Annotated in this window: 13 protein-coding genes; 10 read left to right on the top strand and 3 right to left on the bottom strand. The window is 53.7% G+C overall.

The window, feature by feature from the left end; translation table 11 throughout:
* Positions 1 to 107: 107 nt before the first annotated feature.
* Positions 108 to 1,082: an acrylyl-CoA reductase (NADPH) gene (acuI, locus tag OGV85_RS17815; protein ID WP_003025204.1), complete on the bottom strand. Its 975-nt coding sequence runs from the start codon at positions 1,080 to 1,082 to the stop codon at positions 108 to 110.
* Between the two features lie 225 nt (positions 1,083 to 1,307).
* Between acuI and csrD the strand changes: the two genes are divergently transcribed.
* Positions 1,308 to 3,248, top strand: coding sequence for an RNase E specificity factor CsrD (gene csrD, locus OGV85_RS17820; RefSeq protein WP_003025202.1), 1,941 nt, complete (start codon positions 1,308 to 1,310; stop codon positions 3,246 to 3,248).
* 8 nt (positions 3,249 to 3,256) lie between these two features.
* Here the strand turns inward: csrD and OGV85_RS17825 are convergent, their stop codons facing one another.
* Entirely contained in the window at positions 3,257 to 3,577 is a 321-nt protein-coding gene (locus OGV85_RS17825; RefSeq protein ID WP_153752135.1) for a hypothetical protein, read from the bottom strand.
* Here OGV85_RS17825 and mreB point away from each other — a divergent pair.
* The 7 genes from mreB (at position 3,555) to tldD (ending at position 13,770) form a co-directional block, all read left to right on the top strand.
* On the top strand, positions 3,555 to 4,598 hold the full coding sequence (mreB, locus tag OGV85_RS17830) for a rod shape-determining protein MreB (RefSeq protein ID WP_000913396.1): 1,044 nt from the start codon (positions 3,555 to 3,557) through the stop codon (positions 4,596 to 4,598). The two genes, OGV85_RS17825 and mreB, sit on opposite strands and share 23 nt — an antisense overlap.
* A gap of 66 nt (positions 4,599 to 4,664) precedes the next feature.
* Complete coding sequence (gene mreC / locus OGV85_RS17835; protein ID WP_003025198.1) at positions 4,665 to 5,687, top strand: rod shape-determining protein MreC; 1,023 nt, start codon at positions 4,665 to 4,667, stop codon at positions 5,685 to 5,687.
* Complete coding sequence (gene mreD, locus OGV85_RS17840) at positions 5,688 to 6,176, top strand: rod shape-determining protein MreD (RefSeq protein ID WP_003025196.1); 489 nt, start codon at positions 5,688 to 5,690, stop codon at positions 6,174 to 6,176. It begins immediately after the preceding gene.
* 7 nt (positions 6,177 to 6,183) lie between these two features.
* Positions 6,184 to 6,777 carry a Maf family protein gene (locus OGV85_RS17845; protein WP_061548611.1) on the top strand — a complete coding sequence of 198 codons (594 nt, stop codon included), beginning with the start codon at positions 6,184 to 6,186 and terminating at the stop codon, positions 6,775 to 6,777.
* The gene (gene rng / locus OGV85_RS17850) at positions 6,767 to 8,236 is read left to right on the top strand and encodes a ribonuclease G (protein ID WP_003025190.1); all 1,470 of its coding nucleotides are present in this window, start codon (positions 6,767 to 6,769) and stop codon (positions 8,234 to 8,236) included. Before OGV85_RS17845 ends, rng begins: the two co-directional genes overlap by 11 nt.
* 111 nt (positions 8,237 to 8,347) lie before the next feature.
* Entirely contained in the window at positions 8,348 to 12,163 is a 3,816-nt protein-coding gene (gene yhdP / locus OGV85_RS17855) for an AsmA2 domain-containing protein YhdP (RefSeq protein WP_032950330.1), read from the top strand.
* 161 nt (positions 12,164 to 12,324) lie between these two features.
* Entirely contained in the window at positions 12,325 to 13,770 is a 1,446-nt protein-coding gene (gene tldD, locus OGV85_RS17860) for a metalloprotease TldD (RefSeq protein WP_061548610.1), read from the top strand.
* Between the two features lie 86 nt (positions 13,771 to 13,856).
* Here tldD and aaeR read toward each other — a convergent pair whose 3' ends face one another.
* A complete protein-coding gene (gene aaeR / locus OGV85_RS17865) occupies positions 13,857 to 14,786 on the bottom strand; it encodes an HTH-type transcriptional activator AaeR (protein ID WP_003839896.1) in 930 nt (309 codons plus the stop codon).
* A gap of 184 nt (positions 14,787 to 14,970) precedes the next feature.
* Between aaeR and aaeX the strand changes: the two genes are divergently transcribed.
* Together aaeX and aaeA are read left to right on the top strand one after the other, a co-directional pair.
* Positions 14,971 to 15,174: a p-hydroxybenzoic acid efflux pump operon protein AaeX gene (aaeX, locus tag OGV85_RS17870; RefSeq protein WP_061548609.1), complete on the top strand. Its 204-nt coding sequence runs from the start codon at positions 14,971 to 14,973 to the stop codon at positions 15,172 to 15,174.
* A 7-nt stretch (positions 15,175 to 15,181) separates the two neighbouring features.
* The gene (aaeA, locus tag OGV85_RS17875) at positions 15,182 to 16,114 is read left to right on the top strand and encodes a p-hydroxybenzoic acid efflux pump subunit AaeA (protein ID WP_003025174.1); all 933 of its coding nucleotides are present in this window, start codon (positions 15,182 to 15,184) and stop codon (positions 16,112 to 16,114) included.
* Positions 16,115 to 16,118 lie beyond the last annotated feature (4 nt).

The raw sequence follows: 16,118 nt of genomic DNA on the forward strand, positions 1-16,118 counted from the left end.
GCTTACGCGTCATAACTGACAGGGGACGCGTAGTTAATATGGCAGGGAGTCTGTAGATGTGCCGCGAAATTTGGTTAATTAAGTGTAAATTTCTGCGCCAGGGCCTGTTACTTCACCTTCACCAGCGTACGGCCTTGCACCTGGTTATTGATGATGGCATCGGCGAACTTCGGCGCATCAGCCAGCGTAATTTCCGTTGCCGCCTGGGCATAGAAAGATTCCGGCAGATCCTTAACCAGACGCGCCCAGGCCTCTGCGCGGCGTGCCGGCGGGGTCATCACCGAGTCCACTCCTTGCAAACGAACGTTACGCAGAATGAATGGCATCACCGTGGTCGGCAGAGCGAAACCACCCGCCAGGCCGCAGGCGGCAACGCAGCCACCGTAGTTCATCTGCGCCAGAACTTTTGCCAGAACTTTGTCGCCAACGGTATCCACCGCGCCAGCCCACAGCTGTTTTTCTAGCGGACGGGACTCGGCAAACTCATCGCGGCCAAGAATACGGTTAGCGCCCAGGTTTTTCAGGTAGTCGTGGGTGCTTTCACGGCCCGAAACCGCCGCAACCTGATAACCCAGCTTATGCAGTAACGCAACGGCTGTGCTGCCCACGCCGCCGCTGGCGCCGGTGACGACAATTTCACCGTCTTGCGGGCGAATACCTGCATCTTCAAGCGCCATAACGCACAGCATAGCGGTAAAGCCGGCGGTACCGATGACCATGGCTTTACGCCCATCCAGTCCTTTTGGCAGCGCAACCAGCCAGTCGCCTTTCACGCGTGCGCGCTCTGCCAGTCCACCCCAATGATTTTCACCCACGCCCCAGCCGGTCAGTAACACTTCCTGACCCGCATGAAAACGGGGATCTTCGCTTGCACGCACGGTACCGGCGAAATCGATACCAGGAATCATCGGAAAATTACGAATGATTTTACCCTTGCCAGTGATAGCCAGAGCATCTTTATAGTTCAGGCTTGACCAGTGGATATCCACCGTAACATCGCCTTCAGGTAGCTGATTTTCGTCGAGGGGTTGAACGGATGCGAGGGTTTTTCCGTCCTGCTGTTCTAAGATCAAAGCCTGCATAACCTGTCCTCAATTCGTATAGTGGATTGGAAAATTAATAATGAAGACTATACTCGCTAATCAAAACATGATGCCGATTCTGCGCAATAAATTGCCAGATATACCTGATTTGGTAGTATGCCCTCACAGTTTGTATAAATTGACGGATTTTGCCTTCAGTTTTGCATTTTAGAGTCGATTTATTACTTTCAGGCCTGTTTCATAACTGTCGGAGTTAACACAAGGATGCGATTAACGACGAAATTTTCAGCTTTTGTCACGCTGCTTACTGGGTTAACGATCTTCGTGACTCTGATCGGCTGTTCGCTGAGTTTCTATAACGCTATTCAATATAAGTTCACCACGCGCGTGCAGGCGGTCGCGACGGCGATTGATACGCATCTGGTCTCCAGAGATGTCGTTGCGTTAACCCCGCAAATCGATGAGCTGATGGTTTCTGTTGATATCGTGCGCATCGAACTGTTGCAGGGCGAACACGTGGTGTATGACCATTCGCGCACCAGTAGCTACCGACCGGCAGGGACGAACAATCTCTACCGCGAGATTACCGTACCGTTGGTCAAGCATCCGGGCATGTCATTGCGTCTGGTTTATCAGGATCCGATGGGTAACTATTTCCATTCGCTACTGACCACCGCACCGCTCACGATAGCCATTGCTTTCATTATTCTGATGCTCTTTTTGTCTGTGCGCTGGCTTCAGCGCCAGCTTTCGGGTCAGGAGCTGCTGGAGATTCGTTCCACACGTATTCTGAACGGCGAACGTGGACCGAACGTGCGGGGAACGGTCTATGAATGGCCTGCGCGCACCAGCAGTGCGCTCGATATGCTGCTGACTGAAATTCAAAATGCTCGCGAGCAACGCAGCCGCCTGGATACGCTGATTCGTTCCTATGTCGCGCAGGATACAAAAACTGGGCTAAGCAACCGCCTGTTCTTTGATAACCAACTGGCCACGCTGCTGGAAGATCAGGAAAAAGTAGGCTCGCATGGCGTCGTGATGATGGTGCGCCTGCCGGACTTTACGCTGCTGCGCGATAGCTGGGGAATCACCCTCGCGGAAGAACAAATCTCGACGCTGATCAATTTGTTGTCGACTTTTATGACGCGCTATCCGGGCGCGTTGCTGGCGCGTTACCACCGTAGCGATTTTGCTATCCTGCTACCACACCGCACGTTGAAAGAGGCGGAAAGCATTGCCGGGCAGTTATTAAAAGCGGTAGATGCACTTCCGGCTAATAAAATGATCGATCGTGCCGATATGGTTCATATTGGTATTTGCGTTTGCCGCAGCGGTCAGTCGCCGGAGCAAGTGATGGATCATGCTGAAGCAGCCACGCGGAATTCGGTATTGCAGGGTGGAAATAGCTGGTCGGTCTATGATGACTCGCTGCCGGAAAAAGGTCGGGGCAACGTACGCTGGCGAACGCTGATCGAACAGATGCTCAGCCGGGGTGGGCCGAGAATTTATCAAAAGCCAGCAGTAACCCGTGAAGGGCGAGTGCACCATCGGGAGCTGATGTGCCGTATTTTTGATGGTAACGAAGAGGTCATTTCGGCGGAATATATGCCGATGGTCCTTCAATTTGGCCTGGCTGAAGAGTATGACCGTTTGCAGATAAGCCGTCTGATCCTGCTTTTGGGTTACTGGCCGCAGGAAAATCTGGCGATGCAGATAACGGTTGAATCGCTTATTCGCCCACGTTTTCAGCGCTGGCTGCGTGATACGCTGATGCAGTGCGAAAAATCATTACGCAAACGCATAATTATTGAACTTGCTGAGGCAGATGTCTGTCAACATATCAGCCGGTTACAGCCTGTCATCAGATTGATGAATGCGCTGGGCGTGCGTATTGCCGTTACGCAGGCGGGATTAACGCTGGTGAGCACCAGTTGGATTAAAGAGCTTAACGTTGAGTTATTGAAGCTGCATCCAAGTCTGGTGAGGAACATTGATAAGCGAACGGAAAATCAGCTTCTGGTTCAAAGCCTGGTGGAGGCCTGTTCGGGAACACCCACGCAGGTTTACGCTACGGGCGTACGTTCGCGTAGTGAGTGGCATACGCTGACAGAACGCGGAGTTGCGGGTGGGCAAGGGGATTTTTTTGCTGCATCACAACCACTTGACACTAACGTGAAAAAATATTCGCAAAGATACTCGGTTTAACCTGCCGTTTAATTTGTTTTCACGTAGAATAACGCGCGCTGTGCCTTCTGGGGGTGTGCTTGCCTGCTCGCCAGGTTGTAACAGCAAACATGCAGGTGAATGACCTTTGACAGGTTGCAAACAAAAGCGAGGAGTGCTGCTGATTTATTCAGCCCTGATGGACTCAGGCCGGTTTTGTAACAAAGGAAACGAACTGCACTAATTTTCACCGTAGCAGATGATTTTTGCGCCTTGTCGCTGCTGCGTGTGGTTGGTAAAGTAAGCGGATTTTGTTTTCCGCCCCAGCTTTCAGGATTATCCCTTAGTATGTTGAAAAAATTTCGTGGCATGTTTTCCAATGACCTGTCCATTGACCTGGGTACCGCGAATACCCTTATTTATGTAAAAGGACAAGGCATCGTATTGAATGAGCCTTCTGTTGTGGCCATTCGTCAGGATCGTGCCGGTTCGCCGAAAAGCGTGGCTGCAGTAGGTCATGATGCGAAGCAGATGCTGGGTCGTACGCCGGGCAATATCGCTGCAATTCGCCCAATGAAAGACGGCGTTATCGCTGACTTCTTCGTGACTGAAAAAATGCTCCAGCACTTTATCAAGCAAGTGCACAGCAATAGCTTCATGCGCCCAAGCCCGCGCGTACTGGTGTGTGTACCGGTTGGAGCAACTCAGGTTGAACGCCGTGCGATCCGTGAATCAGCTCAGGGCGCAGGTGCTCGTGAAGTCTTCCTGATCGAAGAGCCGATGGCGGCTGCGATCGGTGCGGGTCTGCCAGTTTCTGAAGCAACCGGTTCAATGGTTGTTGATATCGGTGGTGGTACCACTGAAGTTGCCGTTATCTCCCTGAACGGCGTGGTTTACTCCTCTTCTGTTCGTATTGGCGGCGACCGCTTTGATGAAGCCATCATTAATTATGTTCGTCGTAACTACGGTTCTCTGATCGGTGAAGCGACCGCAGAACGTATTAAACACGAGATCGGTTCCGCTTATCCGGGCGACGAAGTGCGCGAAATCGAAGTTCGCGGTCGTAACCTGGCTGAAGGCGTTCCGCGCGGCTTTACCCTGAACTCCAACGAGATTCTGGAAGCCCTGCAGGAACCGCTGACCGGTATCGTTAGCGCGGTAATGGTTGCACTGGAACAGTGCCCGCCGGAACTGGCGTCTGACATCTCCGAACGCGGTATGGTGCTGACCGGTGGTGGTGCGCTGCTGCGTAACCTTGACCGTCTGTTAATGGAAGAAACCGGTATTCCAGTTGTTGTTGCTGAAGATCCGCTGACCTGCGTGGCGCGCGGCGGCGGCAAGGCGCTGGAAATGATCGACATGCACGGCGGCGACCTGTTCAGCGAAGAGTAATCGGATGCAGGTTGGGTAGCCCCCGCGGGTTGCCCTTCCGCTCTGATACGAGAATACGCATAGACTATGAAGCCAATTTTTAGCCGTGGCCCTTCGCTACAGATTCGCCTTATTCTGGCGGTGCTGGTGGCGCTCGGCGTTATTATTGCCGACAGCCGCTTGGGTACGTTTAGTCAAATCCGAACGTACATGGATACCGCCGTCAGTCCTTTCTACTTTATCTCAAATGGTCCTCGTGAATTACTCGACGGCGTGTCGCAAACGCTGGCTTCGCGTGACCAACTCGAACTTGAAAACCGGGCATTGCGTCAGGAACTGCTGCTGAAAAATAGCGAACTGCTGATGCTGGGGCAATACAAACAGGAGAACGCGCGTTTGCGCGAGCTGCTGGGATCGCCATTGCGTCAGGACGAACAAAAGATGGTGACGCAAGTCATCTCAACGGTTAATGACCCTTACAGCGATCAGGTGGTGATCGACAAAGGGAGCGTTAACGGCGTCTACGAAGGTCAGCCGGTTATTAGTGACAAAGGCGTTGTGGGTCAGGTCGTGGCGGTGGCTAAACTGACGAGCCGCGTGCTGCTGATTTGCGATGCGACGCATGCGCTGCCCATTCAGGTTCTGCGTAACGATATTCGCGTGATCGCTGCGGGTAACGGCTGCACTGACGATCTTCAGCTCGAACACCTGCCGGCCAATACCGACATTCGCGTTGGCGATGTGCTGGTCACCTCGGGTCTGGGCGGACGTTTCCCTGAAGGTTATCCGGTTGCTGTTGTTTCTTCCGTTAAGCTGGACACTCAGCGCGCTTATACCGTGATTCAGGCTCGCCCAACCGCGGGCCTGCAGCGTTTGCGCTATCTGTTGCTGTTGTGGGGTGCCGATCGTAATGGCGCAAACCCGATGACGCCGGAAGAAGTACACCGCGTTGCCAATGAACGTCTGATGCAAATGATGCCGCAAGTTCTGCCAGCACCAGATGCCATGGGGCCGCCTGCGCCAGTGCCAACTCCTGCAACAGGTGTGACTCCTGCGCCTGTGGATACCACGCCGCCACAACCTGCTCCGCGTAAGCCGGGAGGACAGTAAGTGGCAAGCTATCGTAGCCAGGGACGTTGGGTTATTTGGCTCTCGTTCCTTATTGCACTGTTGCTGCAAGTCATGCCCTGGCCGGATGACATTCTGGTTTTCCGGCCAAACTGGGTACTGCTCATCTTGTTGTATTGGATCCTGGCGCTGCCGCATCGCGTAAATGTGGGCACGGGATTTGTGGTGGGTGCCATACTGGATCTCATCAGCGGCTCCACGCTTGGCGTGCGCGCATTGTCGATGAGTATCATTGCTTATCTGGTCGCGCTGAAATTCCAGCTATTCCGAAACCTCGCGCTCTGGCAACAGGCGCTGGTGGTCATGTTGTTATCACTGGTCGTGGATATTATTGTTTTCTGGGCCGAGTTTTTAGTGATCAACGTCTCTTTCAGACCTGAAGTGTTCTGGAGTAGTGTAGTGAATGGCGTGCTTTGGCCATGGCTATTCTTACTGATGCGTAAAGTCCGTCAGCAGTTTGCGGTGCAATAAGGTTGATATGAATACTCTGTATCTTGCTTCAGGTTCTCCACGTCGTCAGGAGTTGCTCGCTCAGCTTGGTGTTACGTTTGAACGGCTGATCCCTGGGATTGAAGAACAGCGGCACCCGCAGGAAAGTGCGCAGCAGTACGTTTCGCGTCTGGCGCGCGAAAAAGCGCAGGCTGGCGTAGCGCTGGCACCGCGCGATTTGCCGGTATTGGGTGCGGATACCATCGTTATCCTTAATGGCGAAGTGCTGGAAAAACCGCACGACGCTGCCCATGCCGCAGCAATGCTGCGCAAACTGTCGGGCAAGACGCATCAAGTTATGACGGCCGTGGCACTGGCCGATCGCCAGCACAGTCTGGACTGCCTGGTAGTGACGGAAGTGACATTCAGAGCACTAACCGATGAGGACATCGCGGGTTATGTTGCCAGCGGTGAACCAATGGATAAAGCAGGTGCATACGGTATTCAAGGGTTGGGTGGCTGTTTTGTCAGGAAGATAAATGGCAGCTATCACGCCGTAGTCGGCTTACCGCTGGTAGAAACGTATGAGTTGCTGACCAATTTTAACGCACTGCGTGAGAAAAGGGATAAACATGACGGCTGAATTGTTGGTAAACGTAACGCCATCGGAAACTCGGGTGGCTTACATTGATGGCGGTATTCTGCAGGAAATTCATATTGAACGTGAGGCGCGACGCGGAATCGTAGGCAATATCTACAAAGGTCGTGTGAGTCGTGTACTTCCGGGTATGCAGGCGGCTTTTGTAGATATTGGGCTGGATAAAGCCGCATTTCTTCACGCTTCTGACATCATGCCGCACACCGAATGCGTGGCGGGTGAAGAACAAAAACAGTTCACCGTACGCGACATTTCTGAACTGGTGCGCCAGGGTCAGGACCTGATGGTGCAGGTAGTAAAAGATCCGTTGGGAACGAAGGGCGCACGCCTGACGACGGACATCACGCTTCCTTCCCGTTATCTCGTTTTTATGCCGGGGGCTTCGCACGTTGGTGTATCCCAACGTATCGAAAGCGAAACGGAACGCGAACGTCTGAAAAAAGTGGTGGCGGATTACTGCGATGAGCAGGGTGGCTTCATCATTCGCACGGCGGCAGAAGGCGTATGCGAAGAGGATCTGGCCTCGGATGCTGCCTACCTGAAGCGCGTCTGGACAAAAGTCATGGAGCGTAAAAAGCGCCCGCAAACGCGCTACCAGATGTACGGTGAATTGGCACTGGCACAGCGCGTGTTGCGTGACTTTGCCGATGCGCAGCTTGACCGCATCCGCGTCGACTCCCGTCTGACCTATGAGGCGTTACTGGAATTTACGGCGGAATATATCCCCGAGATGACCAGCAAGCTGGAACATTACAGCGGACGCCAGCCTATTTTTGATCTCTTTGACGTTGAGAATGAAATCCAGCGCGCGCTGGAACGCAAAGTTGAGTTGAAGTCCGGCGGTTATCTGATCATCGATCAAACTGAAGCGATGACCACCGTCGACATCAATACCGGCGCGTTTGTTGGGCATCGTAATCTCGACGACACTATCTTTAATACTAATATTGAAGCAACGCAGGCCATTGCTCGTCAGCTGCGTCTGCGTAACCTCGGCGGCATTATCATTATCGATTTTATCGACATGAATAATGAAGATCACCGTCGCCGGGTGCTGCACTCCCTGGAGCAGGCTCTGAGCAAGGATCGCGTAAAAACCAGCATTAACGGTTTTTCACAGCTGGGCCTGGTGGAGATGACGCGCAAACGCACACGTGAAAGCGTGGAACATGTATTGTGCAACGAGTGTCCAACCTGCCATGGGCGTGGTACGGTGAAAACGGTGGAAACCGTATGTTATGAAATCATGCGCGAAATCGTGCGGGTACATCATGCATATGACTCCGATCGTTTCCTGGTTTATGCCTCTCCGGCAGTGGCTGAAACCCTGAAAGGTGAAGAGTCACATGCGCTGGCGGAGGTTGAGATCTTTGTCGGCAAACAGGTCAAAGTACAAATCGAACCGCTGTATAACCAGGAGCAGTTCGACGTCGTCATGATGTAAATCGTGTAGTGGCACCCGCGCATGTAGGCCGGATAAGGCGCAAGCGCCGTCATCCGGCAATATTCACTCAAGGGGTGTGAGTCATATTTTTTGGTAGACAAGGAGAGGTGCGTGAGGCGATTGCCGGGGATATTACTGCTCACTGGAGCCGCATTCGTTGTCATCGCAGCGCTGCTGGTCAGTGGACTGCGCCTTGCGTTACCTCATCTTGATAGCTGGCGTCCAGCCATTCTTGGCAAGATTGAATCCGCTACAGGTCTACCTGTTTCCGCCAGTCAGCTTTCTGCCAGCTGGCAAAATTTCGGTCCTACGCTTGAAGCGCGTAATATCCATGCGCAGCTAAAAGATGGGGGAGAATTTTCGGTAAAACGCGTCACGCTGGCGCTGGATGTCTGGCAAAGTTTGCTGCACATGCGTTGGCAGTTTCGCGATCTCACCTTTTGGCAACTGCAGTTGCGCACCAATACTCCTATCCAGCGTAGTGAAGGCGGAGATGGAATTGAAACCGACCATCTCAGCAATCTCTTCCTGCGTCAGTTTGATCATTTCGATCTACGCGACAGTCATATCAGCTTTATAACCCTCTCAGGTCAACGTGCTGAACTGGCGATCCCACAGCTTACCTGGCTGAACGGTAAAAATCGGCATCGCGCCGAGGGTCAGGTCAGCCTCTCCAGCCTGACCGGACAGCACGGCGTTATGCAGGTGCGTATGGATCTGCGTGATGACGAAGGGCTGTTGAATAACGGTCGGGTCTGGCTGCAGGCAGACGACATCGACGTCAAACCATGGCTGGGCAAATGGATGCAGGATAATGTCGCGCTACAAACCGCGCGTTTTAGCCTGGAAGCATGGATGACGATCAATAAAGGCGTCGTCTCCGGGGGCGATGTCTGGCTGAAAAAAGGTGGAGCAAGTTGGCTGGGTGAAAATCGTACGCACACGCTCTCCGTCGATAATCTGACAGCGCACATCAGCCGTGAAGAGGCGGGCTGGCAATTCTCTATTCCCGATACTCGTATTACCATGGATGATAAACCCTGGCCGAGCGGTGCATTAACGCTGGCATGGATCCCTGAGCAGGAAGTCGGTGGCGAGAATAACAAACGCAGCGACGAGTTACGCATTCGCGCCAGCAATCTGGAACTGGCCGGGTTAGAAGGGCTACGTCCGATGGCGTCCAGGTTATCACCAGCGTTGGGTGATATCTGGCGGGCCACGCAACCAAGTGGCAAGATCGATGTGTTGGCGCTGGATATCCCGTTACAGGCGTCAGAAAAAACCCGCTTCCTGTCATCGTGGACCGATTTGGCCTGGAAACAGTGGAAGCTGCTGCCGGGGGCAGAACATTTCTCCGGTACGCTTGCGGGCAGTGTTGAAAATGGGGCGCTCACCGCCTCCATGAAGCAAGCCAAAATGCCGTATGAAACTGTCTTCCGCGCGCCGCTGGAAATAGAGAACGGCGTAGCGACGCTAAGCTGGCTGAAAAATGATAAAGGTTTTCAGTTAGATGGGCGCAACATCGATGTTAAAGCGAAAGCGGTACGCGCGCGCGGTGGTTTTCGCTATCTGCAGCCCACTGGAGATGAACCGTGGTTAGGCATTCTGGCTGGCATTAGCACCGACGACGGCTCTCAGGCCTGGCGCTATTTCCCGGAAAACCTGATGGGCAAAGAGCTGGTTGACTACCTCAGCGGTGCTATTCAGGGCGGTGAAGCGGATAACGCCACGCTGGTGTATGGCGGTAACCCGCATCTGTTCCCGTATCTGCACAACGAAGGGCAATTTCAGGTCCTGGTGCCGCTACGTAACGCGAAATTTGCTTTCCAGCCCGACTGGCCTGCGCTAACCGATCTCAATATTGAACTGAACTTCATTAACGATGGTCTGTGGATGAAGACGGATAGCGTTAATCTGGGCGGCGTGAAGGCCAGTAATCTGACGGCCAATATCCCCGACTATGCTAAAGAAAAACTGCTGATTGATGCCGATATCAACGGGCCGGGCAAGGCGGTCGGACCTTATTTTGATGAGACGCCGTTGAAGGACTCCCTCGGCGCCACGCTTGAGCAGTTGCAGATTGACGGCGATGTGAATGCTCGCTTACATCTGGATATTCCGCTAGACGGCTCGCTGGTTACCGCCAAAGGCGATGTCAACCTGCGTAATAACAGCCTGTTTATTAAACCGCTCGACAGCACGCTGAAGAATTTGAATGGTAAATTCAGCTTTATCAACGGCGATCTGAAGAGCGAGCCGATGACGGCGAACTGGTTTAATCAGCCGCTGAACGTCGACTTCTCCACCACCGAAGGGGCGAAAGCCTATCAGGTAGCCGTGAACCTGCAAGGCGACTGGCAGCCAACCCGCATGGGGATTTTACCGGCGCAGGTCAACGATGCCTTAAGCGGTAGCATGGCGTGGAATGGCAAGGTGGGTATCGATCTTCCGTATCATGCCGGACCGACCTACGACATTGAGCTTAAAGGCGACCTGAAGAATGTAAGTAGTCACTTACCTGCTCCGCTGAATAAGGCAGCCGGTGAGGCATTACCGGTGAACGTTAAGGCCAACGGCAATCTGCGCAGTTTTGAACTGACCGGCAACGCGGGCAGTAAGAACCACTTTAACAGCCGCTGGTTGCTGAATCAGAAACTGACGCTTGACCGCGCAATCTGGACGTCGGAAAGCCGCACCGTGCCCGCGTTACCCGATCAGCAAGGCATTGAGCTTAACCTTCCCCCTATGGATGGCGCGCAATGGCTGGCGTTGTTCCAGAAAGGCGCAGCAGATAACGTTGGCACCAACGCCAACTTCCCGCAGCGCATCACGGTGCGTACGCCATCGTTATCCCTGGGCGGTCAGCAGTGGAATAACTTGAGTATCGTGTCTGAGCCTGCGAGCAATGGCTCCATCGTGCAGGCGCAGGGACGTGAAATTAATGCCACGCTGGCTATGCGCAATAATGCGCCGTGGCTGGCCAATATTAAGTATCTTTATTACAACCCCAGCGCGGCGAAAGCGTCGCCGACGAAAGCACCACTGAATAGTACTCCAGCCTCGCCGTTTTCCGCCGTGGACAACGTCAGCTTCCGCGGCTGGCCGGATGTTCAGTTACGCTGTGCCGAGTGCTGGATGTGGGGACAGAAATATGGGCGTATTGATGCCGATGTGGCGATTAAAGGCGACACGCTAACGCTGAGTAACGGTCTGTTGGATACAGGCTTTGCCAGACTGACCACCGATGGCGTGTGGGTGAACGCGCCGGGCAAAGAACGAACGTCACTGAAGGGTAAACTGAGCGGCAGTAAAATTGACTCCGCTGCCAGTTTCTTTGGTGTATCGACCCCGATTCGTAACTCTTCGTTCAACGTGGAGTATGACCTGCACTGGCGTAACCCGCCATGGGATCCAGATGAAGCTTCGCTGAATGGGATTTTGCGTACCCGGTTGGGCAAAGGTGAGCTTACTGAACTCAGCACCGGACATGCGGGGCAACTATTGCGACTGCTAAGCTTTGATGCGTTGCTGCGTAAACTGCGTTTTGATTTCAGCGACACCTTCAGCGAAGGTTTCTATTTCGACTCGATTCGCAGCACGGCCTGGATCAAAGATGGCGTGATGCATACCGATGACACGCTGGTGGACGGTCTGGAGGCAGACATTGCGATGAAAGGCTCGGTGAACCTGGTACGCCGGGAGCTGGATATGGAAGCCATTGTCGCGCCGGAAATTTCTGCCACCGTAGGCGTTGCCGCTGCGTTTGCTGTCAATCCGATTGTCGGCGCGGCGGTGTTTGCTGCCAGTAAGGTTCTGGGACCATTGTGGAGCAAAGTGTCGATTCTGCGCTATCGCATCACCGGTCCGGTCGATAAGCCGCAGATTAACGAAGTTCTGCGTCAGCCGCGCAAAGAAAGCCAGCAATAATTTGACGGGGGCGAGTAATTGCCCCAATCTCAACATAGATCCTCTACCGCAGTCCGTAGGCCGGATAAGGCGTTCACGCCGCCATCCGGCATTGAAGTGCCTGATGGCGACGCTGGCGCGTTTTATCAGGCCTACAACAGTAACTAATGAGTAGCAAAACGATGAGTCTGAACCTGGTAAGTGAACAATTGCTAGCGGCAAATGGCCTGAAACATCAGGATCTGTTTGCCATCCTGGGCCAACTGGCCGAACGCCGTCTTGATTACGGCGATCTCTATTTTCAGTCGAGCTATCACGAATCCTGGGTTTTAGAAGACCGCATCATTAAAGATGGTTCTTACAATATCGATCAGGGCGTTGGCGTGCGCGCCATCAGCGGCGAAAAAACAGGGTTTGCCTATGCAGACCAGATTAGCCTGCTGGCGCTGGAGCAGAGTGCTCATGCTGCCCGTACTATCGTGCGTGACAGCGGTGACGGCAAAGTAAAAACGCTGGGAGCTGTGGAGCATCAGGCACTTTACACCTCGGTTGATCCCCTGCAGAGCATGAGCCGCGAAGAGAAACTGGATATTCTGCGCCGCGTAGACAGCGTGGCGCGTGCCGCCGACAAGCGCGTCCAGGAAGTAACCGCCAGCCTGACCGGTGTTTATGAACTGATCCTGGTAGCAGCGATCGACGGTACGCTGGCCGCTGACGTTCGCCCGCTGGTACGCCTGTCCGTAAGCGTACAGGTGGAAGAGGACGGTAAGCGCGAGCGCGGCGCCAGCGGTGGCGGCGGTCGTTTTGGCTATGACTATTTCCTGGGCGACCTTGATGGTGAAGTTCGTGCTGACGCATGGGCGAAAGAAGCCGTACGCATGGCGTTGGTTAATCTCTCAGCGGTAGCTGCGCCTGCTGGTACGCTGCCGGTAGTACTCGGCGCTGGCTGGCCTGGCGTTCTGCTGCATGAAGCGGTCGGTCATGGTCTGGAAGGCGACTTTAACCGCCGTGGTACCTCGGTATTCAGCGGTCACATGGGTGAGCTGGTAGCGTCAGAACTGTGCACCGTTGTGGATGATGGCACAATGGCGGACCGTCGTGGCTCTGTGGCTATTGATGATGAAGGCACGCCGGGTCAGTACAACGTGCTGATCGAAAACGGTATTCTGAAAGGCTACATGCAGGACAAACTGAATGCGCGCCTGATGGGCGTTGCGCCAACGGGTAACGGTCGCCGCGAATCTTACGCGCACCTGCCGATGCCACGTATGACCAACACCTATATGCTGCCGGGGAAATCTACGCCGCAGGAAATCATCGAATCCGTTGAATACGGTATTTATGCGCCTAACTTCGGCGGCGGCCAGGTGGATATCACCTCCGGAAAATTTGTGTTCTCTACGTCTGAAGCATATCTGATTGAAAACGGTAAAGTCACCAAACCGGTGAAAGGCGCGACGCTGATTGGCTCTGGTATCGAAGCGATGCAGCAGATTTCGATGGTGGGTAACGACCTGAAACTGGATAACGGGGTTGGCGTGTGCGGTAAAGAAGGGCAGAGCCTGCCGGTGGGCGTGGGCCAGCCCACGCTGAAGGTGGATAACCTGACCGTGGGTGGCACCGCATAACATCATGATGTATGCCCGATAAGCACCAGTGCCATCGGGCATCTTTCCGGATGCGGCGTCAATGCCTTATCCGGCCTACACTTTTTTTATTTCTCTTTTCCCCGACCGTACATTCCCTGAAACAGCTGCGCTACATCGACAAAATAGTCTGTCAGATAGTTAATCACCACCTGCACCTTGAGCGGCAATTTGTCTTTTTCGGTATACAGCGCATAGACCGGACGCGGATCCGACTGGTAGCGGGGAAGCAGAATCTCCACTTCGCCACGATTGATCTCATTGATCACCCACATCAGCGGTACATAGGCAATGCCCGCGCCTGCGGCCAGCCAGCGCACCAATGTCATCGGATCGTTAGTCACAAAACGACCCTCTGGGATCAGGCGGGTGGAAATTCCTTCCGGAGCGATAAGCTCGAATTCATTATCCGGGCGCACGCTGTATTCCAGCCACGAGTGGTTGCTGAGATCGGCAGGTTTCTCTGGGGTGCCAAACTGTGCGAGATAGCTTTTCGCCGCGCAGACCACCATCGGCATAGCCCCCAAACGGCGTGAAAACAGGCTGGAGTCCTGCAACGCGCCGACGCGGATAACCACGTCCAGACCATCAGCGATTAAATCCGGGGCCGGGATGCCGGTCACCAGATTTACCGTCAATCCCGGATACTCTTTCAGCATCGTGGCGGTTAATCCGGCGAGGACATTTTGTGCCATAGTTGAAGAACAGCCAATGCGCAGAGTGCCGATGGGCGTGTTGTTAAAGGCATAGAGTTGCTCGTGAACATCCTGCGCTTCGTGCAGCATTCTCCGGCAGCCCTGATAATAAATTTTACCGGCTTCAGTTAGCCCAATGCTACGCGTGCTGCGGTTTAGCAGCTTGACTTGTAGCTCATCTTCCAGTTTTGAGACCGTCTGGCTTATCGATGAAACGCTCATTTGTAGCTGTCTTGCGGCGGCGGTGAAGGAGCCCATTTCGACAACTTTGGCGAACACCGACATACGTTTTAATCGTTCCATTGTTCACTCTGGCTTAAAAGTGATTTAGATCACATAATATAGATAACAGCATAACAGTTACGTTAATATATTATTATTCAAATAACGGCTATGTCGCTCTCGCCTGGCTCATCCTTGCCCTTCTCTGCGGTGACATACGCTAGAAAATCTATCATCTGCACTCTCTTACGTTACCAAGGTCAACATGAGTCTGTTTCCCGTTATCGTGGTGTTTGGTCTGTCCTTACCACCGATTTTTTTCGAATTACTTTTGTCACTGGCGATTTTCTGGCTGGTGCGCCGGGTGCTTGTTCCGACTGGCATCTATGATTTTGTCTGGCATCCGGCTCTGTTTAACACCGCGCTGTATTGCTGTCTGTTCTATTTAATAACGCGCCTGTTCGTTTGAGGTTGAAGTGAAAACACTAACAAGAAAACTCTCCCGCACGGCCATTACCGTGATACTGGTCATTCTGGCTTTCATCGCTATTTTCCGCGCATGGGTGTTCTACACCGAGTCGCCGTGGACGCGTGATGCGCGTTTCAGCGCCGATGTCGTCGCGATTGCGCCGGATGTTGCGGGCCTTATTACCAACGTTAACATCCATGATAACCAACTGGTGAAAAAGGATCAGATCCTGTTCACTATCGACCAGCCACGCTATAAGAAAGCCCTCGAGCAGGCCGAAGCTGACGTGGCCTATTATCAGGTACTGGCGCAGGAAAAACGCCAGGAGGCCGGTCGTCGTAACCGATTGGGCGTGCAGGCTATGTCTCGTGAAGAGATTGACCAATCAAACAACGTCCTGCAAACCGTATTACACCAGCTTGCGAAGGCGCAAGCGACCCGCGATCTGGCGAAATTAGATCTGGAACGTACCGTTATCCGCGCGCCAGCAGACGGCTGGGTGACTAACCTGAACGTCTATAGCGGCGAATTTATCACGCGCGGTTCCACGGCGGTGGCATTGGTCAAACAGCATTCTTTCTATGTGCTGGCGTATATGGAAGAAACCAAACTGGAAGGCGTCCGCCCTGGGTATCGCGCTGAAATCACCCCGCTTGGCAGTAATAATGTGCTGAAGGGCACGGTTGATAGTGTGGCGGCTGGCGTAACGAATGCCAGCAGCACGCGGGACGCCAAGGGTATGGCGACCATTGATTCCAATCTTGAATGGGTGCGCCTGGCGCAGCGTGTGCCGGTGCGAATTCGTCTTGATGAGCAGCAGGGAACCTTGTGGCCTGCCGGGACGACTGCGACCGTCGTCATTACCGGCAAGCAGGATCGCGATGCCAGCCAGGAATCTTTCTTCCGTAAAATGGCGCACCGCCTGCGCGAGTTTGGTTAATCGC

This window comes from Citrobacter sp. Cf132, from assembly GCF_030333885.1.
Classification (GTDB): domain Bacteria; phylum Pseudomonadota; class Gammaproteobacteria; order Enterobacterales; family Enterobacteriaceae; genus Citrobacter; species Citrobacter freundii.